At 68.4% G+C, this 22,504-nt stretch carries 18 protein-coding genes; 13 read left to right on the top strand and 5 right to left on the bottom strand.

Annotated elements, in window-relative coordinates; all coding sequences use genetic code 11:
* Nucleotides 1-14: 14 nt before the first annotated feature.
* Nucleotides 15-959, top strand: coding sequence for a LysR family transcriptional regulator (locus tag AC1VNX_RS11150; RefSeq protein WP_483156759.1), 945 nt, complete (start codon nucleotides 15-17; stop codon nucleotides 957-959).
* Nucleotides 960-969: 10 nt separating this feature from the next.
* On the opposite strand, the gene AC1VNX_RS11145 is transcribed toward AC1VNX_RS11150, so the two are convergent.
* Nucleotides 970-2,175: an acetate/propionate family kinase gene (locus AC1VNX_RS11145; protein WP_483156758.1), complete on the bottom strand. Its 1,206-nt coding sequence runs from the start codon at nucleotides 2,173-2,175 to the stop codon at nucleotides 970-972.
* A 14-nt stretch (nucleotides 2,176-2,189) separates the two neighbouring features.
* On the bottom strand, nucleotides 2,190-4,013 hold the full coding sequence (xsc, locus tag AC1VNX_RS11140) for a sulfoacetaldehyde acetyltransferase (protein ID WP_483156757.1): 1,824 nt from the start codon (nucleotides 4,011-4,013) through the stop codon (nucleotides 2,190-2,192).
* A 161-nt stretch (nucleotides 4,014-4,174) separates the two neighbouring features.
* Between xsc and AC1VNX_RS11135 the strand changes: the two genes are divergently transcribed.
* From AC1VNX_RS11135 to AC1VNX_RS11100, 8 genes are all read left to right on the top strand, one after another.
* A complete protein-coding gene (locus AC1VNX_RS11135) occupies nucleotides 4,175-5,014 on the top strand; it encodes an IclR family transcriptional regulator (RefSeq protein WP_483156756.1) in 840 nt (279 codons plus the stop codon).
* 24 nt (nucleotides 5,015-5,038) lie between these two features.
* A complete protein-coding gene (locus tag AC1VNX_RS11130; protein WP_483156755.1) occupies nucleotides 5,039-6,022 on the top strand; it encodes an AAA family ATPase in 984 nt (327 codons plus the stop codon).
* The gene (locus AC1VNX_RS11125) at nucleotides 6,019-7,764 is read left to right on the top strand and encodes a cobaltochelatase CobT-related protein (RefSeq protein ID WP_483156754.1); all 1,746 of its coding nucleotides are present in this window, start codon (nucleotides 6,019-6,021) and stop codon (nucleotides 7,762-7,764) included. The genes AC1VNX_RS11130 and AC1VNX_RS11125 overlap by 4 nt, the downstream gene beginning before the upstream one ends.
* A gap of 133 nt (nucleotides 7,765-7,897) precedes the next feature.
* On the top strand, nucleotides 7,898-8,707 hold the full coding sequence (locus AC1VNX_RS11120; protein WP_483156753.1) for an IclR family transcriptional regulator: 810 nt from the start codon (nucleotides 7,898-7,900) through the stop codon (nucleotides 8,705-8,707).
* Entirely contained in the window at nucleotides 8,704-9,705 is a 1,002-nt protein-coding gene (locus AC1VNX_RS11115; protein ID WP_483156752.1) for a tripartite tricarboxylate transporter substrate binding protein, read from the top strand. Before AC1VNX_RS11120 ends, AC1VNX_RS11115 begins: the two co-directional genes overlap by 4 nt.
* Before the next feature lie 15 nt (nucleotides 9,706-9,720).
* Complete coding sequence (sauS, locus tag AC1VNX_RS11110; RefSeq protein ID WP_483156751.1) at nucleotides 9,721-11,160, top strand: acylating sulfoacetaldehyde dehydrogenase; 1,440 nt, start codon at nucleotides 9,721-9,723, stop codon at nucleotides 11,158-11,160.
* 2 nt (nucleotides 11,161-11,162) lie between these two features.
* A complete protein-coding gene (locus tag AC1VNX_RS11105; protein WP_483156750.1) occupies nucleotides 11,163-12,680 on the top strand; it encodes an AMP-binding protein in 1,518 nt (505 codons plus the stop codon).
* Nucleotides 12,677-13,474: a sulfite exporter TauE/SafE family protein gene (locus AC1VNX_RS11100; RefSeq protein ID WP_483156749.1), complete on the top strand. Its 798-nt coding sequence runs from the start codon at nucleotides 12,677-12,679 to the stop codon at nucleotides 13,472-13,474. The genes AC1VNX_RS11105 and AC1VNX_RS11100 overlap by 4 nt, the downstream gene beginning before the upstream one ends.
* Before the next feature lie 13 nt (nucleotides 13,475-13,487).
* Here AC1VNX_RS11100 and AC1VNX_RS11095 read toward each other — a convergent pair whose 3' ends face one another.
* Together AC1VNX_RS11095 and AC1VNX_RS11090 are read right to left on the bottom strand one after the other, a co-directional pair.
* Nucleotides 13,488-14,702, bottom strand: a complete 1,215-nt coding sequence (locus tag AC1VNX_RS11095) for a DUF2252 domain-containing protein (RefSeq protein WP_483156748.1) — start codon at nucleotides 14,700-14,702, stop codon at nucleotides 13,488-13,490.
* A 108-nt stretch (nucleotides 14,703-14,810) separates the two neighbouring features.
* Nucleotides 14,811-15,632 (bottom strand): IclR family transcriptional regulator, encoded by an 822-nt coding sequence (locus AC1VNX_RS11090; RefSeq protein WP_483156747.1) that lies wholly within the window; start codon nucleotides 15,630-15,632, stop codon nucleotides 14,811-14,813.
* A 350-nt stretch (nucleotides 15,633-15,982) separates the two neighbouring features.
* On the opposite strand from AC1VNX_RS11090, the gene AC1VNX_RS11085 reads away from it, so the two are divergent.
* From AC1VNX_RS11085 to AC1VNX_RS11075, 3 genes are all read left to right on the top strand, one after another.
* Nucleotides 15,983-17,620: a methyl-accepting chemotaxis protein gene (locus tag AC1VNX_RS11085; protein WP_483161933.1), complete on the top strand. Its 1,638-nt coding sequence runs from the start codon at nucleotides 15,983-15,985 to the stop codon at nucleotides 17,618-17,620.
* A gap of 142 nt (nucleotides 17,621-17,762) precedes the next feature.
* Nucleotides 17,763-19,403, top strand: a complete 1,641-nt coding sequence (locus AC1VNX_RS11080; RefSeq protein WP_483156746.1) for a GMC family oxidoreductase — start codon at nucleotides 17,763-17,765, stop codon at nucleotides 19,401-19,403.
* A gap of 58 nt (nucleotides 19,404-19,461) precedes the next feature.
* Nucleotides 19,462-20,775, top strand: a complete 1,314-nt coding sequence (locus tag AC1VNX_RS11075; protein ID WP_483156745.1) for an MFS transporter — start codon at nucleotides 19,462-19,464, stop codon at nucleotides 20,773-20,775.
* A gap of 21 nt (nucleotides 20,776-20,796) precedes the next feature.
* On the opposite strand, the gene AC1VNX_RS11070 is transcribed toward AC1VNX_RS11075, so the two are convergent.
* Nucleotides 20,797-21,279, bottom strand: coding sequence for a helix-turn-helix transcriptional regulator (locus AC1VNX_RS11070; protein ID WP_483156744.1), 483 nt, complete (start codon nucleotides 21,277-21,279; stop codon nucleotides 20,797-20,799).
* 145 nt (nucleotides 21,280-21,424) lie between these two features.
* Between AC1VNX_RS11070 and AC1VNX_RS11065 the strand changes: the two genes are divergently transcribed.
* Nucleotides 21,425-22,486, top strand: coding sequence for a class I SAM-dependent methyltransferase (locus tag AC1VNX_RS11065; RefSeq protein WP_483156743.1), 1,062 nt, complete (start codon nucleotides 21,425-21,427; stop codon nucleotides 22,484-22,486).
* Nucleotides 22,487-22,504: the final 18 nt, after the last annotated feature.

Genomic DNA, 22,504 nt, shown 5'->3' with positions numbered 1-22,504 from the left:
GAATATCGCTCACCATGACCGGAAAAACTGATCAGCCGCAGGGCGCCGCATCGAGCCCGCGACTGCGCCTCAACCTGCGCCAGCTCGAAGTGTTCGTCGCCACCGCCCGCGAAGGCAGCACCCGCGCGGCGGCCGACCGCATCGCGCGCTCGCAGTCGGCCGCCAGCAGCGCGCTGGCCGACCTGGAGTCGTCGGTGGGCGTGCAGCTCTTCGACCGGCTCGGGCGCCGTCTGGTGCTCAACGAGAACGGCCGTGCCCTGCTGCCCAAGGCGCAGGCGCTGCTGGACCAGGCCGGCGAGGTCGAGGCGCTCTTCAGTGGCGAGCACGCGGCGCCGCTGCGCGTGGCGGCCAGCTTCACCATCGGCGAGTACCTGCTGCCCGAGAAGGTCTCGCAATGGACGAAGCTGCATCCGCAAAGCCAGGTGCACCTGCACATCGCGAACACGCACGACGTGATCGAGGCGGTGGCGGGCTTCGACGTGGACGTGGGCTTCATCGAAGGCCCGCAGACGCACCCCGACCTCGTGGTGCGGGCATGGCGGGAGGATGAACTGGTGATCGTCGCCGCGCCCGGCCACGAGCTGGCGGGCCGCGTCGCCACGCACAGGCAGCTCTCGCAGGCGACCTGGGTGCTGCGCGAGCACGGCTCGGGCACGCGGCAAGTGACGGACGCATGGCTGATCCAGAACCTGGAGCAGGTGCACGTGGGCTTCGAGCTGGGCAGCACCGAGGCCATCAAGCGCGTCGTGGCCTCGGGCACCGGGCTGGCCTGCCTCTCGCGCTACACGGTGGCGCAGGCGCTGGAAGACGGCCACTTGGTGGAGTTGCGCACGCGGCTGCCGGCCGGCGTGCGGCGGCTGGCGACGGTGATGCACCGCGACAAGCTGCTGGGCCGCGCGACGGCCGACTTCCTGCGCCACTGCGGCGCCATCGTGCCGCGCGCCTCCTCGTCGCGCTAGGGGAACAGCGTCAGCCTGCGGCGCGCAGCACGCGCGCCGTGTGCCGCGCGATCACCGCTTCTTCGTCGGTGCGCAGCACCCAGGCACTGACCGGACTTTCCGCCGTGGTGAGCCGCGCTGCGCCCTTGCCACGATTGGCTGCGGCATCGACATTCACGCCCAGCCATTCGCAGTCTTCGAGAATGCGCTCGCGCAGCGCAGCGCCGTTCTCGCCGATGCCGCCAGTGAACACGATGGCATCGACCCCGCGCAGCGCCGCCGCGAGGCTGCCCATGTGCTGGACCACCTGTTCGGCGAAGTGGCCGATGGCCTCGGCGGCGGCAGGCTCCGCCGAGGCCTCCAGCACGCGCATGTCGCTGGACACGCCCGAGATGCCGAGCAGCCCCGATTGCCGGAACAGCAGCGCCTCGACCTCGTCGGCCGACATGCCTTGGGAGCGCATCAGGTAGAGCACGACGGCCGCGTCGATGTGGCCGCAGCGCGTGCCCATGGTCAGGCCGTCGAGCGGAGAGAAAGTCATGGTCGTCGCGACCGAGCGGCCCTGCGCGATGGCGCACATCGAGGCGCCGTTGCCGAGGTGCGCGACGATCACGCGCCGCTGCGCCAGCTCGGGCGCGATGCCCGCGAACTGCGCGACGATCGACTCGTAGGAAAGGCCGTGGAAGCCGTAGCGCCGCACGCCTGCGTCATGCAATGCGCGCGGCAGCGCGAAGCGCCGGTTGACCTCGGGCTGCGCCGCGTGGAAGGCTGTGTCGAAGCAGGCCACCTGCGGCACGCCATCGAAAGCGGCCATCGCCGCGCGCACGCCCGCGAGGTTGTGCGGCTGGTGGAGCGGCGCCAGCGGTTCCAGCCTGGCCAGCGCTTCGAGCACGCCGGCATCGATGCGAACCGGCGCAACGAAATCCGCGCCGCCATGCACGATGCGATGGCCCACGGCTGCGATGCGCCCTCCTGCCGATTGCTTCGCATGCCAGTCGAGCAGCGCCGCAAGCGCGCCCTGGTGCGAAGCCTGCGCGCCTTCGAGCGGCGTGTCGTGCAGCGTCCGCCCTTGCGCATCGCGAACGCGCAGCCGCGCCTTCAGGCCCGCGCCCAACCCATCCGCCTGCCCCGACCAGCGCGCCGACGGGAGCGCGGCATCGCCATCGCCGGCCGCGTCGAACAGCGCGACCTTGATGGACGACGAACCCGCGTTGAGCGTCAGCAGCGAACCGGTCATGGAGTGGCTGGAGTTCAGACGTAGTCCTTGTACTTGTCGAGGAATCGTACCGGCTTCGACAGTGCGTCGCGGCGGAACGGGTCGCCCAGCTCGCGGGTGCACATGATCTCGATCACGCAGGTCTTGCGCTCGTTCATCTGCATGTCGATGGCCTTCTTCAGCGCCGGGCCCACGTCTTCGAGCCTGTCGACCACGATGCCCTCCGCGCCCATGGCCTTGGCGATGCCCGCGAAGCTTTCGCTCTCGAGCTCGCCAGCCACGAAGCGGCGGTTGTAGAAGTCGACCTGGTTCTTCTTCTCCGCGCCCCACTGGCGGTTGTGGAAGACCACCGCCGTCACCGGAATATCGTGGCGCACGGCCGTCATGATCTCGACCATGCTCATGCCCCAGGCGCCGTCGCCGGCATAGGCCACGGCCGGGCGGTCGGGCGCCGCGCACTTGGCGCCGATCATGGTGGGCAGCGAATAGCCGCAGTTGCCGAAGCTCATCGGCGCGAAGAAGCTGCGCGGCTCCTCGAAGCGCAGGTAGCTGTTGGCAATGGCGTTGATGTTGCCGATGTCGGTGGAGACCATCACGCGCGGCGGCATGGCCTTCTCGAGCTCGCGCAGCACCTGGCGCGGGTGCAGGTAGCTGCCACCGGTGGGCGTCTTCTCGCCTTTCGCTTCCTCGATGGCATCGAGGCTGAACTGGTCGCGCTCGTGGGTCCACTCGTCGAGCTCTTTCTCCCACGCGGCCTTCTCGGCCTTGATCTTCTCGGCGCGCTCGCCCTTGGTCGCATCGCAGGCCAGCGTCTTGCCCTGCAGGCGCTTGAGCAGTTCCTTCGCGGTGGCCTTGGCATCACCATGGATGCCCACGGTGATCTTCTTCACCAGGCCCAGGTTGGTGTGGTCGGCCTCGACCTGGATGATCTTCGCGTCCTTCGGCCAGTAGTCCATGCCGTGCTGCGGCAGCGTGCCGAAGGGGCCCATGCGCGAGCCGAGCGCGAGCACCACGTCGGCCTGAGCGATCAGCTTCATCGCGGCCTTGGAGCCCTGGTAGCCCAGCGGGCCGGCCCACAGCGGGTGGCTCGCGGGGAAGGAGTCGTTGCGCAGGTAGCCGTTGGCCACCGGCGCGCCCAGGCGCTCGGCGAGTGCCTTGCACTCCTCCACCGCATCGCCCATGACCACGCCGCCGCCCGAGAGGATCACCGGGAACCTGGCCGAGGCCAGCAGTTCGACCGCCGCGTTCAGGCTGTTCTCGCCGCCCGCGCCGCGCTCCACGCGCATCGGCTTCGGGATCTCGCACTGGATCTCGCCGTAGAAGTAGTCGCGCGGAATGTTGAGCTGCGTCGGGCCCATCTCGGAGATGGCGCGGTCGAAGCAGCGCGCCGTGTACTCGGCCATGCGCTTGGGGTTGTTGACGTGGCCCTGGTACTTGGTGAACTCCTGGAACATCGGCAGCTGGTTGGCTTCCTGGAAGCCGCCAAGTCCCATGCCCATGGTGCCGGTTTCGGGCGTGATCATCACGACCGGGCTGTGCGCCCAGTAGGCGGCCGCGACGGCCGTCACGCAGTTGCTGATGCCGGGGCCGTTCTGACCGATGACAAGGCCGTGGCGGCCCGACACGCGCGCATAGCCGTCGGCCATGTGTGCGCCGCCCTGCTCGTGCACCACCGGGATCAGCCGGATGCCGGCGGGCGCGAAGATGTCCATCGCGTCCATGAAGGCGGAGCCCATGATGCCGAAGATGTCGGTCACGCCGTTGGCGACCATGGTCTCGACGAAGGCCTCGGAGGGCGTCATCTTCTGCACGCCCTTGACGGCTTCGCGTGCGGGGGCGGCGGCTTGCTTCTGGCTCATGGGAGGCGTCTCCTGGATGGATGAAGGGGCGAGGTTGCGCTCTAAAAGTCGGAACGAATTGTTCCGGAATTCATTCCGGCGGAATATAGGTCGGCATCGGCATCGCGTCAAACAATTTACAAAAATCGGAACGCCTTGTCTCTTTTTTCTATAAAACACCTATGATTCGCGCCATGAAGATCGTCAAAGGGCTCTCCGTGGATGCCGCCGAACCGGCCGGCTCGGGTGGTGACTCTCCCACCATGCGACTGTTCGCGCTGCTCGAAGTCATGGCCGCGAAAGACCAGCGCTACTCACTGCAGGGCCTGGTGGAAGAAACCGGCCTGCCCAAGCCTACGCTGCACCGCATGCTCCAGCAGCTCGAAGGCGCGGGGCTGCTGCAACGCGAGGGCGACGGCCGCCACTACGGCATCGGCACGCGGCTGCGGCGGCTGGCCGAGAACCTGCTGCTCAACGACAGCCTGCACGGCGCGCGCCACACGCTGCTGCGCCAGCTGGTGGAAGAGATCGGCGAGAGCTGCAACCTCACCGCCCTTTCGGGCAGCGAGGTCGTGTACCTCGACCGCGTGGAAACCGCCGCGCCGCTGCGCTTCTACCTGCACTCGGGTTCGCGCGTGCCGGTGCACTGCTCGGCCAGCGGCAAGATCTTTCTCTCGCAGATGAGCGCGGCACAGCGCCGCCGGCTGCTGTCGAATGCGCCGCTGGAAACCTATACGCCCCGCACGCTGACCGACCCCGAGGCGCTGGAGAAGGAAGTTCAGCGCGTGCGCAAGGACGGCTACGCCATCGACCACGAAGAGTTCCTGCCGGGCCTGCTGTGCATCGCCACGCTGGTGCCCTCGGGCGACGACGCACCGTCCAACCTCTGCATCGCGGTGCAGGCGCCGGTGATGCGGCTGGACGCGGCCAAGGCGAAGACGCTCTTGCCCGCGCTGCAGCGCGCCGCGCAGGCACTGAGCCGCATCGACGCCGACGCGGCCTCCGACCGCGCGCAGGCCTGAACAAACCTTCTTGCAGGAACCGCCATGACCGACACCGCCGACCTTCGCCCCGACCGGATGCTCAGCGTGCGCGAGGTGTTCGGCATCGACTCCGACCTGCGCGTGCCGGCTTTCAGTGAACGCGACGACCATGTGCCCGAGGTCGACGCCGTCTACCGCTTCAACCCCGACGTGACGCTCGCCATCCTTGCCGGCTTCATGCGCGACCGGCGCGTGATGGTGCAGGGTCTGCACGGCACCGGCAAGTCGACCCACATCGAGCAGGTGGCGGCGCGGCTGAACTGGCCCTGCGTGCGGCTCAACCTCGACGGCCACATCAGCCGGCTCGACCTCGTGGGAAAAGACGCGGTGGTGCTGCGCGAAGGCCAGCAGGTCACCGAATTCCAGGAAGGCATCGTGCCCTGGGCGCTGCAGCGGCCGGTGGCGCTGATCTTCGACGAGTACGACGCGGGCCGGCCCGACGTGATGTTCGTCATCCAGCGCATCCTGGAGCGCGACGGCAAGTTCACGCTGATGGACCAGAACCGGGTGCTGCGCCCGCACCCCTTCTTCCGCCTCTTCGCCACCGCCAACACCGTCGGGTTGGGCAACCTCAACGGCCTGTACCACGGCGCGCAGCGGCTCAACCACGCGCAGATCGACCGCTGGAACATCGTGGCCTCGCTCGACTACCTGCCGGCAGCGGAAGAGATCGCCATCGTGCAGGCGCGCGTGCCTTCGCTGGCCGACGAGGCGGGTACGAAGCTGGTCGCGTCGATGGTGGCCGTGGCCGACCTCACGCGAAAGGGCTTCGCGGCGGGCGACCTCTCGACGCTGATGTCGCCGCGCACCGTGATCACATGGGGCGAGAACGTCGAGATCTTCAAGGACCCGGCGCTGGCCTTCCGCCTTTCCTTCGTCAACAAGTGCGACGATGCGGAGCGCCCGCTGGTGGCCGAATACTTCCAGCGCTGCTTCGATCGCGAACTGAAAGAGTCGCACCAGCTCTCGGCGGGCCCGAGCGAATGACCGCCGGCCCCGCGAGCGCGATGCAGCGCCGCGTGCGGCAGGAAGAACTCGTCGCGGAGCTTTGCGCGGGCGTGGTGCGCGCATTCAGCGGCGAGCGCGACCTGCACTTTCGCGGACGGCGCCTGCACCGCGGCCGCGTCGCGCTGCCGTGGTTCGCGCCGCACCTGCATCCCTCGCCCGACACCGACGACTTCGCATCGTTCCGCGGCATGGCCGACGGGCTCGCGCTGCGGCTCACCACATCGGATGCCGCGCTGCACGAAAGCCTGCGGCCGGAGGAGCCTGTCGAGCGCATGCTGTTCGAGATGCTGGAGCAGTTCCGCGTCGAGGCGATGGCGCCTGAAGTCATGGCCGGCATGCGGCACAACCTGCGGCATCGGCACGAGCAATGGTCGCTCGCCTTCCACCACTCCGGCCTGACCGACACCGCACGCGGCCTGCTGCTGTACGCGGTGGCACAGATCTGCCGCGCGCGCGTCAGCGGCGAGCAGGTGGTGGAGGAAACCGAGGACATGCTCGAAGCCACGCGCTTCGCACTCGCGCCGCTGATCGGCCATGCGCTGGCCGGCCTGCGCAAGGACCGCGCCGACCAGGCCGCCTACGCCGTGCACGCCCGCGCCATCGCACGCACCGTCGCCGCGATGCTGCGCGAGGCCGGCGAGGAAGACGGCGGAGACGGTGAAGACGCGCGCGATGCCCACGTCGACGACAAGCGCAGCGTGTTCAGCCTGGTGGCCGACATGGACCAGGAGATCGTCGAGCGCTTCACCACCGCCGAGTCGGGCCGCAGCGAAGTGCTCGAAGGCGCGGGCGGCGCATACCGCGTCTTCACCAACGCCTACGACCGCGAACACGATGCCGCCAGGCTCGCGCGCAAGGAAGTGCTCGCAGGCCATCGCGAGAAGCTCGACCGCCGCATCGCCGCACAGGGCGTGAACATCGCCCGCCTCGCGCGCGAGCTGCGCGCACTGCTTTCCGAGCCCGAACGCGACGGCTGGGACGGCGCGCAGGAAGAAGGCCTCGTCGACGGCCGCCGGCTCGCTCAGCTCGTGGCCTCGCCTACCGAGCGCCGGCTGTTCCGCATCGAGCGCATGGAGCCGCTGGCCGACTGCATCGTCACCTTCCTCATCGACTGCTCGGGCTCGATGAAGGAGCATGCCGAGCCGGTCGCGATGATGGTCGACGTGTTCGCGCGCGCACTCGAACAGGCGGGCGTGGCCTGCGAGGTGCTGGGCTTCACCACCGGCGCGTGGAACGGCGGACGCCCGCAGCGCGAATGGGTGCGCGCAGGCCGGCCGCAGCATCCGGGGCGGCTCAACGAGCGCTGCCACATCGTCTTCAAGGCAGCTGCCACGCCGTGGCGGCGCGCGCGCCCTGCCATGGCAGCCTTGCTCAAGGCCGACCTGTTCCGCGAAGGCATCGACGGCGAGGCGGTCGACTGGGCCTGCCTGCGGCTGCGCCAGCGCGGCGAGGCGCGCAAGCTGCTGCTGGCCATCTCCGACGGCTCGCCGATGGACAGCGCCACGCACCTTGCCAACGACGCGCACTACCTCGACCACCACCTGCGCGACGTGATCGCGCGGCAGGAGCAGCGCGGCGACATCGAGATCGCCGGCATCGGCGTGGGCCTCGACCTGAGCCCCTACTACAGCCGCAGCCATGTGCTCGACCTGGCGAACTCCAGCGGCAACAGCATCTTCCGCGAAGTCATCGGGCTCATGGCCGGGCGCCATCGTCGCTGAGCTGCCAGCCCCTGAGGCATTTGGATTTACATCCAAGTCCCCGATTGACAAGGAGCATCCGCGGTTCTTACATTGCGTTTCGCATTCAAGAACGTCGTTCCAATATTTGGAACGCAATGAAAGCCCCAGCCTCATGGACTCCACGCTTGCCAAGGGCCTCGCCGCCATCGAATGGATGGTGCGCCAGCAGCGCGACTGCCGCGTCACCGAACTGGCGCAGGCCTTCGGCATGGCGCGCAGCAACGCGCACCGCACGCTGCAGACGCTGGTCGAATGCGGCTGGGCCGTGCAAGACCCGGAAACGAGCACTTACCGGCCCAGCCTCAGGCTTTTCGAGTTGGGGGCCATGGTCTCCGAGGCATCGGACATCGGCTCCCTGTTACGCCCTCACCTCGCGCAGTTGGCGCAGGCCACGGGCGAGACCATCCACCTCGCGGTGCTCGACGGCGCCGAGATCGTCTACCTCGACAAGTTCGACAGCCCCCTGCCGGTGGCCGCCTACTCGCGCATCGGCGGACGCGCCGCGGCATATTGCGTGGCCTCGGGCAAGGCGCTGCTCGCGGCGGCCGGGCTCGGCGTTCCGGCGCTGCAGGAGCGCCTGGGCACGCTGGAGGCACACACGAAGAACAGCATCACCGACTTCGACACCCTTTTCAACGAACTGGAACGCTCCCGCGCCCGCGGTTATGCAGAGAACCGCGAGGAATGGCGCATCGGCGTATGCGGCCTCGGCGTGCCCGTGCTCAATGCACGCGGCGAGGCCGTGGCGGCCGTCGGCATGAGCGTGCCCTCGATCCGCTTCGCACGCACGCAGGCGCGCGGGCTGGCCGACCACCTGATGGCCTGCGCGCGCGACGCCAGCGTCACGCTGGGCTATCGCGTGGGCGCCGCACCGGCCGGGCCGTCGCCGATGTCCATCACAAAGAGAAGGAGACCCGAATGAAGTTGTTCTTCGCCCCCAGGCTTCGCGCCGGGATACTGGCTCTCGCCGCCCTCGCTGCTCTCGCATCGCCGTTCGCCGCGCAGGCGGACAACGGCAGCGGCGACTACCCGACGAAGCCGATCCGCCTGATCGTGCCCTACCCGCCCGGCGGCGGCACCGACGTGATCGCACGCATCGTGCAGGAGCGCTTCTCGGCACTGCTGGGCCAGCAGGTGCTCATCGACAACCGCGGCGGCGCGGCGGGCTCCATCGGCACCGAGCTGGTGGCCAAGTCGCCGCCCGACGGCTACACGGTGCTGTTCACGCTCTCCTCGCACACCATCAACCCCGCCATCTACGCCAAGCTGGGCTTCGACACCGCGAAAGACTTCGCTCCCGTGGGCATGGTCGCCTCGCTGCCGCAGATCCTGGTGGCCAACACGCAGTTTCCGGCGAACACGGTGGCCGAACTGGTCGCGCTGGCCAAGGCCAAGCCCGACAGCATCTCCTTCGCCTCGGTGGGCAACGGCTCGCCCGGGCATCTGGCGGGCGAACTGCTGAAGCTGCGCACCGGCACTCAGATGACGCACGTGCCCTACCGCGGCGGCGGCCCGGCCGTGACCGACGTGATGGGCGGACAGGTGCCGCTGCTGTGGGTGTCGATTCCGGCGGCCGCGCAGTTCGTGAAGGCCGGCAGGCTCAAGGCGCTCGCGGTGTCCACCACCAAGCGCAGCGCGGCCTTTCCCGACGTGCCGACGATGCAGGAGGCCGGCATCGCCGACTTCGATGTCGACTCCTGGTACGCCGTGTTCGTGCCCGCAAAGACACCCAAGCCCGCCATCGACAGGCTCAACCGCGTGATCAATACCGTCGTCAAGGAGCCGGAGATCCGCGACAAGCTGCTCGCACAGGGCAGCGAAGGCGTGGGCGGAACGCCCGAGCAGCTGGGCAAGGTGGTCACCGCCGAACTGGTGCGCTGGCAGAAGCTCGCGAAAGAAGCCAACATCAAGGTGGATTGAGCTCCACAGGTACTCATGGAACATCCGAACACCCCCTCTTCTCCCATCGCCGAGCTGGTGGCGCGCGCGCGCGCCGCGCAGCGCATCTATGAGACCTGGTCGCAGGCGCAGGTCGACACCGCCGTGGTCGCGGCGGGCTGGGCCATCGTCGAGCCGGCGCGCAACCGCGAGCTGGCCGAGCTGGCCGTGAAGGACACCGGCGTGGGCAACGTCGAGGACAAGGTGCGCAAGAACCACCGCAAGACCTTCGGCCTGCTGCGCGACCTGCACGGCGTGCGCTCGGTCGGCGTGATCGCGGAAGACCCGGCGCGCGGCATCGTCGAGATCGCGCGGCCCGTGGGCGTGGTGTGCGCCATCACGCCATCGACCAACCCGGGCGCAACGCCGGCCAACAAGATCATCAACGCGCTCAAGGGGCGCAACGCGGTGATCGTCGCGCCCTCGCCCAAGGGCTGGTCGACGGCGGCGCGGCTCATCGAGTTCATCCACGCGCAGTTCGACCGCATCGGCGCGCCGCGCGACCTGGTGCAACTGCTGCCCGCGCCGGTCAACAAACAGTCGACCGCCGAGCTGATGCGCCTGTGCGACCTGGTGGTGGCCACCGGCTCACAGGCCAACGTGCGCGCGGCGTACGCGAGCGGCACACCGGCCTTCGGCGTGGGCGCGGGCAACGTGGCGGGCATCGTCGACGAGACGGCGGACGTGGAGGCGGCGGCCGACCGCATCGTGCGCTCCAAGACCTTCGACAACGCGACCAGCTGCTCGTCGGAGAACAGCCTCGTCGTCGTCGACGCGGTGCGCGCGAAGATGCTTTCAGCGCTGAAGGACCGAGGCGCCGTCATGCTCGCCGATGCGCAGAAGGCGACGCTGCAGAAGCTGATGTGGCCGGAGGGCAAGCTCTCTGCGGCGGTCATCGGCCAATCGGCGCGCGTCATCGCCGAACGCGCGGCCGAAGTCGATGGCGCGAACCGCGCCGGGTGGCAGGCCATCGCGCAGGCCGACCCGCGCATCCTCATGGTGGCCGAGGACGGCGTGGGCGACGACCATCCCTTCTCCGGCGAGAAGCTGAGCCCGGTGCTCGCGGTGTACGCGGCGCGCGACTTCGACGAGGCCGCCGCCACGGTGGCACGCATCTATTCGTACGAAGGCGCGGGTCATTCGGTTGGCCTGCACAGCGCCGTGCCCGAGCGCGCCCTCTCGCTGGGCCTCACGCTGCCGGTGTCGCGCGTGATCGTCGACCAGGCGCACTGCATCGCCACCGGCGGCAGCTTCGACAACGGCTTGCCCTTCTCGCTGTCGATGGGCTGCGGCACCTGGGGCAAGAACAACTTCTCGGACAACATGAACTACAGGCACTACCTGAACATCACGCGCGTGTCGCGGCCGATTCCCGAGGTGGTGCCGAGCGAGGAAGACATCTTCGGCGCCTTCTTCGCCAGCCACGGCGCGAACTGAAGATGACGGCGGCCGCGACCACGGTGCATGCGCTGATCGAGCGCCAGGCACGCGAGCAGCCGCACGCGGTGTACGCGCGCGCCACGGAATCGGAACAGCACATCGCCTACGGCGAGCTCGCTCGCGGATGCCGCCGCGTCTCGGCCGTGCTGCGCGGGCTCGGCATGCAGCCGGGAGACACGGTGTCGGTCGTCATGCCCAACGGCCTGCAGACGCTGCGGCTGCTGCTGGGTGCGATGCACGGCGGCTTTCGCGTGAACCCCGTCAACCTGCTGTCGCAGCCCGAGCAGATGCACTACGTGCTCTCGCATTCCGACTGCCGCCTGGTCTGCGTCGCGCCCGAGTGGGAATCGCGCGTGCGCGGCATCGTCGAAGCCTTCGACAGGCCCGTGAAGCTGATCGTGGTCGACCCGGAGGGCGATGCGCTGCCCGGCGAGGAAGAAGCCGCCGCCGACGTGCAACCGCCCTCGCCCGATGCGGTCGCTCTGCTGATGTACACCTCGGGCACCACGGGCAACCCCAAGGGCGTGATGCTCACGCAGCGCAACCTCGCGGCCAATGCGCATGCCATCAGCGCGGAGCACCGGCTGCGCTCTTCCGACCGCGTGCTGGCGGTGCTGCCGCTCTATCACATCAACGCCTTCACCGTGACCATGCTCGCGCCGCTGGCGCACGGCGGCAGTCTCGCGATGCCGCCGAAGTTCTCGGCTGGCCGCTTCTGGGAACAGGCCACGCAGACGCAGTGCAGCTGGATCAACGTGGTGCCCACCATGATCTCGTACCTGCTCGAAGGCCCGAGGCCGCCGCTCGCGCAGACGCTGTCGATCCGCTTCTGCCGTTCGGCCTCGGCCGCGCTGCCGCCGGAGCACCTGCGCGCCTTCGAGCAGATGTTCGGCATCGGCATCGTCGAGACCATGGGCCTCACCGAGACCGCCGCGCCTTCTTTCTCCAACCCCATGGACCCGGCCGCGCGCAAGCTCGGCTCGGTGGGCCGCGCCTCGGGCTGCATGGCCGGCGTGGTCGACGCGCGGCTCGCGGCCGTGCCCGACGGCACCACCGGCGAACTCGTCATACGCGGACCGAACGTGATGCTCGGCTACTACAAGAACGAGGAAGCCACGCGTGCGAGCTTCACGCCCGACGGCTGGCTGCGCACCGGCGACCTCGGCCACCGCGACGAGGACGGCTTCTTCTTCGTCACCGGCCGCATCAAGGAACTCATCATCAAGGGCGGCGAGAACATCGCGCCGCGCGAGATCGACGAAGCCCTGCTGAAGCACCCCGCCGTGCTCGAGGCCGCATCGGTGGGCGTGCCCGACCGCCACTATGGGCAGGAGATCGGCGTTTGCATCGTGCTGCGCGAAGGCTTCGCCTGCACGGAAGACGAGCTTCGCGAGTTCAGCGCCACCGCGCTCGGGCGCTACAAGTCGCCCGGCTACTACCGCTTCGTGCAGGACCTGCCGCGCGGCCCTTCCGGAAAGGTGCAGCGCCTGAAGCTGCTGCCGCTCTTCCAGGCATGACGGCGGCCGAACTGCTGGTGCCGCCGCTGGCGCCGGCGACGCTGGCCTACAGCCTGTGCGTGGTGTTCGCGGCCGGCATCGTGCGCGGCTTCGCGGGCTTCGGCTTCTCGGCCATCACCGTGGCGGGCATGTCGCTGGTGGTGTCGCCCGCACTGGTGGTGCCCGCCATCTTCATGCTGGAAATCCTCGCCAGCCTGAGCCAGCTGCGCGGCATCGCGCGCGACGTGGACATGCCCTGGCTGGGCTGGCTGATGCTCGGCAACCTGATCTGCATCCCGCTCGGCGTGGCCCTGCTCGCATGGCTGCCCGAGACCCCGCTGCGCCTGCTGATCGGCATGCTGCTGATGGCTGCCGCCCTGCTGCTGCGCGGCGGCGCGCACGTTGCGCTGGAGCCCACGCGCGGCCTGCGCCTCGCGGCCGGCCTGGCCTCGGGCTTCATCAACGGCGTTGCTGCCATCGGCGGCATCGCGGTCGCGGTGCTGCTGAGCACCGCGAAGATGGCCCCGGCCGCGCTGCGCGCGACGCTGATCGCGCTGCTGCTCTTCAGCGACGTGGTGTCGCTCATCAGCGCGGCGCTGATGCCCTCGTCGGCGCATGCGTCGGGCAACCTGCTGGGGCCGGACACGCTCAAGTGGGCGCTATGGCTGGCGCCCGCGATGCTGGCGGGCATCTGGTGGGGCCAGCGTTCGTTCAAGGGCGTGTCGCCGGAGCAGTTCAGGCGGCATGTGCTGAATCTGCTGATCGGGCTGGCGGCGGTGAGTGTGGTGCGGTCGGTGGTCGGTCTGGTCTGGTGAAGGCAGCCGGCAGTCAGGTCGGCAGCGCCATCTGCCCCGCGTCATAAGCCTCGCAGTAGATCGCCCAGTCCTTTTCGACTTGCGCGGCGCATTGATGCGCCGCATCCAGCAAGTCCCTGCGCCACGACTTCACCGAAGCACCGAAATCGATCAGCTCGTCCGCGATGGCCGAGCCCTGCCGGCCCGAGCTGCGCAGTTGCGCCCAGGCCATGAGCTGCCCCATCTCGGCGATCACGCCACGGATATCGGCGAGCCTCGTGCGGTGCACGTCCAGCATCACCCTGTCCTCGCTGGGTTGCAGGCCGCGCAGCACGTACGAAGACTTGCGCCCCGCGATGGGATGCAGGAAGGCCATCGACACGGCCTGCATGCGGCGCTGCAGGCCGACCACGCGGTGCGCTTCCGACGGCCATTCGGGCTGCTTCGTCTTCTTCAGGTGCGGCGCTAGCGAGGATGGCAGCGCCTGCTTCAGGTCGAGCAGGAAGTTGGCATCCGGCGAGCCCTTGCCTTCGATCAGCACGATGTAGCGCTCCACGCCGAGGCTGCCGGTGCCGGCGATGCGGCGGGCCACGTCGAGCACCTTGAAGAAGTCTGGGTTTTCCTGCGAGGCGGCGAAGGTGCCGATCAGCTTCGTGACGCGCTCGCGCTGCGCGTCTGTGGCCTGCAGCGCGTGCTTGCCGTCGCAGCGGATGAGGCGCCTGCGGCCCTTGCGGTCGCTGCGCCGGTCAAGGAACGCGGGGCGAGTGCGCGCCTTCAGGGTGTCGAGCAGTTGCTTGACGAGCCCGCCGGCGGTGTCGCGCTCCACCCAGCGGGCCTTGCCCAGCGTGAGCGTGGCGGCATAGGAATCGAGGAAGATCCTGCACAGCGCTTCGGCATCTGCTGTGCTCTGGCACAGGCCCTCGCCTGCCACCAGAATGCTCGACAGGAATCGCACCAGCTCCCAGGTCACCGGCGCGAGCGCGGCTTCGTCGAAGTCGTTGAGGTCGAAGTAGACGAGGCGGTTGTCGCCCTTGTAGCTGCCGAAATTCTCCAGGTGCGCGTCGCCGCACAGCCATGCCGCGGGCGCCTTGGAGAACAGCGCCCCCGCCGGCAAGCGGTCGTAGAACAGGTGGCAGGTACCGCGCAGGAAGACGAAAGGGCTGGAGCGCAGGTTGGCGTACTTCATCGCCAGCCGTTCGGGGTCGCGGCCGTCGTTGAAGCTGCGGATGGTCTTGACGACGTTGGGCATGAGGTTTTTCTTTCTTCCCGCTTTTTGTGAATGACGGATTCTCTGGCTGCGTGCCCACGCGAAGCTGACGAAACGCCTTGCGGGACAACGCTGCCCCGCCACCGCCGCTCAGAGCAGCGCGGTCATCTTCTGCGCCGCAGCCTTCAGCGCATCGATGCGCCCGATCGCATCGTCCATCGACATGCGCGCCGTCGGCGCATGCACCGCCAGTGCGGCGCGCACCGCGCCGGCAGCGTCGCGCACCGGCACGGCCACCGCCACCAGCCCGGCAATGAATTCCTCGCGGTCGCACGAGTAGCCCTGCTTCGCGATCGCCTCGCACTCGGCGCGCAGCGCGTCGGCCTTGACGATGGTGTTGGGCGTCATGCGTTCCAGCGGCAGTCCGCCGATGAACGCATCGCGCTCCTTCGCGCGCATCTGCGCCAGGAAGAGCTTGCCGCTGGCCGTGCAGTGCAGCGGCACGTGCGAGCCCACGTCGAGCGTCAGGCGCAGCGGCCATTGGGCTTCGACGCGGTCCAGATACAGCACCTGCGCGCCGTCGAGGGTGGTGAGGTTGCAGGTCTCGCCGACCTGGCGCACCAGGGCCGACAGCACCTCGTGCCGCAGCCCGCGCACCACGCCGTGGTTGAGCGTGTCGAAGGCCAGCCGGCGCAGCGCGGGGCCGACGGTGAAGGAGCGCTCGTCCACGTCGCGTGCGAGAAAGCCTGTGGCCAGCAGCTGGGTGCAGATGCGGTGCGCGGTGCCCTTGGGCAGGCCCAACCGAGCGGCCAGCTCGGCCAGCGTGAGCGCCCGGCCCTCGCTGGCGAGCATCGCCAGCAGGCGCAGGCTGCGCTCGGCGGAGGAGCCGGAGACGCCGGCGGACTCCGCGTCGTCCTGGAGGGGCGCTGCGGCGGGAATCACTGCGGCGGATGCGCGCGCTGAACGTGGCATGCGGATAAACCTTGTGAAGGAAAGAAGTCGGTCTGGAAACGGATGGCCATGGACGACGTCCGGCCGCAGCGATTGTTCCACTGCCCGGCCCCGGTGCCGCCAGACCTCGTTCCACGCATGCAGTGCGGCAATTGCCGGCGCACTCATCGGGGCTCCGAAAAAATGCCTGGAATTCTTTCGTAAACAAATTCGATGAATTTGTGATCAAAAAAAAGACCGCAAATGGCCTCAAGAAGCTGAAATCGCGACCGAAAAGAAAAGCACGGAATTCGCGCCGATTCAAAAACGAAACGCCGCAATTCCGACGGCGCTTGTTGCGATCCCGCTTTTCCTACCCTGATACCGGACCCATGAAAACTCTCTCGACCCGGAAACTGCTCGCCGGGACCTTCACGATCCTCGCGCTGCTGGTGCTGCTTGTGAGCCTGCTGGCGCTGCGTTCGCTGAGTGCGGCCGACCACCGGTTCTCCAGCTACGTCGCCGGGATCGCGCACCGCAAGGCGCTGACCTCCGAGATCGGCATCGCCGCCAGCCGGCGGGCCATCGGCGTGCGCGAGATGGTGCTCGTGCAATCGGGGGCAGACCGCGACCGGGCCAAGGCGATGGCGGTCGGCAGCAACGAGAAGCTGCAATCCGCCCTGAAGGAACTCAAGAAGGCGCTCGACACGGAAAACGACGTGACGCAGCGCGAACGGGCCATCTTCGAAAAGATGGAAAAGACCGAAAAGGAATACCTGCCTATCGCCCTTTCCATCGTCGAACTCGCCGCCGCTGGAAAACGCGAGGAGGCGATCGAAAGAATGAATACCGCGTGCAGGCCGTTGCTCCTGCAGCTGCTGCTCGCCTCGGTCGAATACGCCGACTACAACGCGGAAATATCGCAAAAGGATGTCGAGGCTTCCGCGGCGGCCTATTCGCGGCAGCTGAAGTTGCTGCTCGCGCTGAGCTCCTTCGCGGTGCTCGCGGCGGTGGCGCTCGGCGTCTTCATCGCACGCCGTCTCTTTTCGGCGCTCGGCGGCGAGCCGACATTGCTCAGCGTGGCGGCCCACAGGGTCGCCGAAGGCGATCTGAGCGAGATCGACGGCGCGCACGAGGCGCCGCAGGGCAGCGTGCTGGCGTCCATGGTCGCCATGCGGCGCCAGCTGGTCGCCCTGATCGGCCAGGTCCGCTCCTGCGCCGACAACATCGCGGTCGCGAGCGCAGAGATCGCCCAGGGCAACAACGACCTTTCCCGCCGGACGGAGTCCGAGGCCTCGTCGCTGCAGGAAACCGCAGCCTCCATGGAAGAACTCAATGCCGCCGTCAGGCGCAACGCCGCCAGCGCCACCGAGGCGAACAGGCTCGCCGACGGCGCGAGCAGCGTGGCGATGCGCGGCGGCGAAGTCGTGGTGCAGGTGGTGGAGACGATGAAGAGCATCAACGACGGCAGCAAGCGGATCGCGGACATCATTGGCGTGATCGACGGCATCGCGTTCCAGACCAACATCCTTGCGCTGAACGCCGCCGTGGAGGCTGCACGCGCCGGCGAGAAGGGCCGGGGCTTCGCAGTGGTCGCCTCCGAAGTGCGCAGCCTCGCGGGGCGCTCCGCCGACGCCGCGAAGGAAATCAAGGCCCTGATCGGCGCGAGCGTCGATCGCGTCGAGGCCGGCTCGGCGCTCGTCGACCGCGCGGGCGCCACCATGGCGGAAGTCGTCGATTCCATCAGGCGGGTCGCAAGCATCGTCGGCGAGATCAGCACGGCCAGCTCCGAGCAGAGCGCCGGTGTCGCGCAGGTCAGCGCGGCGGTGACGCAACTGGACCAGACCACGCAGCAGAACGCCGCGCTCGTCGAGCAGAGCGCGGCCGCGGCCCAGAGCATGAACATGCAGGTCGAGCAGCTTGTGCAGGCGGTCTCGGCCTTCCGGGTCGGCAAGCCGCGCCCCGCCGCCATTGCCGCGCGTACCGTCGAGCCGGTGCTTCGGCTCTCGGCCGATAGCGCACTGGCGTAGGAATCGGAAAGCCGACCCCGCTGCCACCGGGGCCGGCATGCGGGTAAACGTTAAAAACGGAACATTGCGTTCCAAAAATCAATGACCTAGGATTCGTTCGAACGAGGCGCTCGCCCGCCCAGAACCTCCCGGGACCCATTGCATGCCTGAAGAAGAGTTCGACTACATCGTCGTCGGTGCAGGCTCCGCCGGCTGCGTGCTGGCCGGCCGGCTCAGCGAAGACCCCGCCACGCGCGTGCTGCTGCTGGAGGCGGGGCCGGCGGACCGGTCACTGTGGATCCACCTGCCCATCGGCTACGGCAAGACGATGTGGAGCCCCACCTACAACTGGCGCTTCGAGACCGACCCCGACCCGAACATGAACGGCCGGCGCATCTACTGGCCGCGTGGCAAGACGCTGGGCGGCTCGAGTTCGATCAACGGCCTGATCTACATCCGCGGCCAGCGCGAGGACTACGACCACTGGGCCGCACTGGGCAATGCAGGCTGGAGCTACGACGACGTGCTGCCCTACTTCATCCGCTCCGAAGGCAACCAGCGCGGCGGCGACGCCTTCCACGGCGGCGAAGGGCCATTAAGGGTTTCGGACATCGCGGCGAAGCACGAGCTGATCGAAGCCTTCATCGACGGCGCGGCGCAGACCGGCGTGCCGCGCACGAACGACTTCAACGGTGCTGCGCAGGAAGGCGCCGGCTACTACCAGCTCACCACGCACAAGGGCTGGCGCTGCAGCACGGCCAAGGCCTACCTGACGCCGGCGGTGAAGCGGCGGCCCAACCTGCGCATCGAGACCGAGGCGATGGCCGGGCGGCTGCTGTTCGACGGCAGGCGCGCCGCCGGTATCCGCTACCGCCAGGGCGGCGAATTGAAGACGGCGCGCTGCCGCGGCGAGGTGCTGCTGTCGGCCGGCTCGCTGCAGTCGCCGCAGCTGCTGCAGCTCTCGGGCATCGGGCCGCGCGCGCTGCTCGATCGCTTCGGCATTCCGGTGGTGCACGAGCTGCCCGGTGTCGGCGAGAACCTGCAGGACCATCTGCAGATCCGCCTGGGCTACGAGTGCACCAAGCCCATCACCACCAACGACCAGCTCAACTCCTGGTTCGGACAGATGGGCATGGGCCTCGAATGGCTGCTGCACCGCACCGGTCCGCTGGCGGTGGGCATCAACCAGGGCGGCTGCTTCATGCGCGCGCTGAAAGATGCGGACGGCCGGCCGGTGGCGGCCACGCCCGACATCCAGTTCCACGTGGCCACGCTCTCGGCCGACATGGCGGGCGGCAAGGTGCATCCGTACTCGGGCTTCACGATGTCGGTGTGCCAGTTGCGGCCCGAGTCGCGCGGGCACGTGCGCATCCGCTCGCTCGACGCGGCCGAGCCGCCAGAAATGCAGCCCAACTACCTGTCCACCGAACTCGACCGCGCGACCACCGTGGCCGGCGTGAAGGCCGCGCGCGCCATTGCCGATTCGCCTGCGATGCGCCCCTACGTGAAGCGCGAGGTGAAGCCCGGCCCCGGCGCGGCAAGCGATGCAGACCTGCTGGAGTTCTGCCGCAACAACGGCGCCACCATCTTCCACCCCACCGGCACCTGCCGCATGGGCGCCGACTCGCTCGCGGTGGTCGACGCGCGCCTGCGCGTGCACGGCGTGGCGGGGCTGCGCGTGATCGACTGCTCGGCGATGCCGACGCTGGTGTCGGGCAATACCAATGCACCCGCCGTGATGATGGCCGAGAAGGCCGTCGACCTGATCAGAGAGGACATGAGAGCGGCCGCCGCCGCGCACTGAGTTTTTGCAAGCCAAGGCCCGCAGAGGCCGCCACGACAACCTCATCGGAGACAACGACATGAGCGCAAGCGACGAGAAAGCGATTCGCAGGGTGGTGGTTTCGGCCCTGGTGGGCGCCACCATCGAGTGGTACGACTTCTTCCTGTACGGCGTGGTGGCCGGCATCGTGTTCAACAAGCTCTACTTCCCGGGCAGCGACCCGGTGGTGTCGACCTTGCTGGCCTACACCACCTTCGCGGTGGGCTTCGTCACGCGGCCGCTGGGCGGCGTGATATTCGGCCACTTCGGCGACAAGATCGGCCGCAAGAGCATGCTCATCATCACGCTGATGATCATGGGCGTGGCCACCTTCCTCATCGGGCTGGTGCCCACCTACGCGCAGATCGGCATCGCGGCGCCTCTGCTGCTCCTGGTGCTGCGCGTGGCGCAGGGCATCGGGCTGGGCGGCGAATGGGGCGGCGCGGTGCTCATGGCCTACGAATACGCGCCGAAGGAGAAGCGCGGCTTCTATGCCTCGCTGCCGCAGATCGGGCTGGCCATCGGCCTGTGCCTGGCCTCGGGCGTGGTGGCGCTGCTGTCGTGGCTGCTCACCGACGAGCAGTTCCTCTCGTGGGGCTGGCGCATCGCCTTCCTGATCTCGGGCGCGATGGTGATGGTGGGCATGTACATCCGCCTGCACGTGAAGGAAACGCCGGAGTTCGCGGCCGTGAAGGCGCGCAACGCGGAGCTGCGCATCCCGTTCATGGACATGATCCGGCGCTACCCGGGCAACGTGCTCAAGGGCATGGGCGCGCGCTACATCGACGGGGTTTTCTTCAACATCTTCGGCGTGTTCTCCATCAACTACCTCACGAGCACCATCAAGATCAACCGCACCGAGGCGCTGCTGGGCGTGATGGCGGCGGCGGTGGTGATGTGCTTCGCCATTCCATTCTTCGGCCGCATGTCGGACCGGCTGGGGCGGCCGCGCGTGTACATGTGGGGCTCGCTCATCACCGCCGTGTCGGCCTTTCCGGGCTTCTGGCTCATGACGCACAGCGGCGGCAACGTGCTGCTCATCTGGCTGTCGATCATCATTCCCTTCGGCATCCTGTACGCCTCGGTGTACGGGCCCGAGGCCGCCCTCTTCTGCGACCTGTTCGACGCCAAGGTGCGCTACACGGGCATCAGCTTCGTCTACCAGTTCTCGGGCATCTTCGCCTCGGGCATCACGCCGATCATCGCGACCGCGCTGCTGAAATCGGGCGGCGGCGAGCCGTGGCAGATCTGCCTGTACGTGCTGTTCGCGGGCGTGGTGTCGGCGGTGTGCGCGTGGATGATCGGGCGCAGCGCGTCGCCCGCCGATGCGCCGGTGGCGGTGCCCTCGCGCTGAAGGTTTCTTCCGGCGTCCTTCTCAGAGCGCGCCGCCCATGCCGAGCGCGCGCATCACGGCGGCCGTGCGCGTCTCCACGCCCAGCTTCACGTACACGTGCTCCAGGTGCTTGTGCACGGTGCGCGGGCTGATCTGGAGCAAGGCGGCGATCTCTGCGTCGGTCTTGCCGCGCGAGAGCCAGTGCATGACGTCGCCTTCGCGGGGCGTGAGGGTGGGCGCGATGACGGGCGCGATGACGGGTGGAAGAGCGGCGGCGGGCATCGGCGCTTCCGCCCGGCAGGTCAGCCGGTACAGCAGGGCCACCGCCACCGCATGCTCCAGCCCCACGCGGCGGTAGCGGTCGGCCTGCAGCGAGGCCCGGCGGAACTCGCGCCGGCCCGGCGCCTTCGTCGCGATGCGCCGGATTGCATGCACGCCGTGATGCCGCACGGGCGATTGCCCGGACTCCAGCTGATCCAGCAGGCGAAGTGCGCTCGCGCAACCGTTGCGCGTGAGATGCGTCATGGCATGCCCCTTTCATCCTGCATACGCATTGCTGCGTATGGCGCCTGTATCAGTCGGGACGCAGGATGGTCCGCTGTCCCTCTGCCGCGAACCAGTATAGGCAGGCGAGGGGCGCGCGAGCCGTCCGCCGGCGAAGGGGATACACATGGCTATCGACGAAACAAGGCTTAACGCGTTCATGGGTAACTTCGTCCATGACATCGGGGCCGTGATGCATGCGGCAACCATCGTCGTGGGCGACCAGCTCGGCCTGTACAAGGAAATGGCCAAGGGCCCCGGCACGGCGGAAGAACTGGCCAAACGCACCGAGACCGATCCGCGCTACCTGCGCGAATGGCTCTCGGCCCAGGCCGCCAGCGGCTATGTGGAGTACGACCCGAAGAGCGAGCGCTTCTCTCTCACCGAAGAGCAGGCCTTCGCGCTTGCCGAGGAAGGCAGCCCGGCCTTCGTGCCAGGCGCATTCCAGATCGCCGTGGCGCAGTTCAAGGCCGTGCCCAAGATGGTCCAGGCCATGCGCACCGGCCTGGGCATCGGCTGGCACGAGCACGACCCCGCCCTCTTCCACGGCACCGAGCGCTTCTTCAGGCCCGGCTATGCGGCCAACCTCGTGAGCCAGTGGATACCGGCGCTCGAAGGCGTCTCGGCCGCGCTCGAACGCGGCGCGCGCGTGGCCGACGTGGGCTGCGGGCATGGCGCGTCGACGCTATTGATGGCGCAGGCCTACCCCGAGTCGAGCTTCATCGGCTTCGACTATCACGCACCCTCCATCGAGCGCGCGCGCGAAACGGCGCGCAAGGCCGGCATCGACGATCCGAAGCGCCTGAGCTTCGAAGTCGCGAGCGCGAAGGACTTTCCGGGCAAGGACTACGACCTGGTCGCATTCTTCGACTGCCTGCACGACATGGGCGACCCCGTCGGCGCGGCGGCGCATGTGCGCGGCAGCCTCAAGCCGCAGGGCACATGGATGCTGGTGGAGCCCTTTGCCAACGACCGGCTGGAGGACAACATGAACCCCGTGGGGCGCGTGTTCTATTCGGCGTCGAACTTCATCTGCACGCCGGCCTCGCGCTCGCAGGAAGTGGGCCTGTGCCTGGGTGCGCAGGCCGGCGAGGCGCGGCTTCGCGACGTGGCCGCCAAGGGCGGCTTCGCGCATTTCCGCCGCGCCAGCGAGACTCCCTTCAACCTGATTTTCGAAGCACGTCCGTAAGGACATTCCAGGAGGCGC

This window comes from Variovorax sp. TLI9-5A (assembly GCF_056867935.1).
This window is presented reverse-complemented; position numbering and strand designations above follow the sequence as displayed.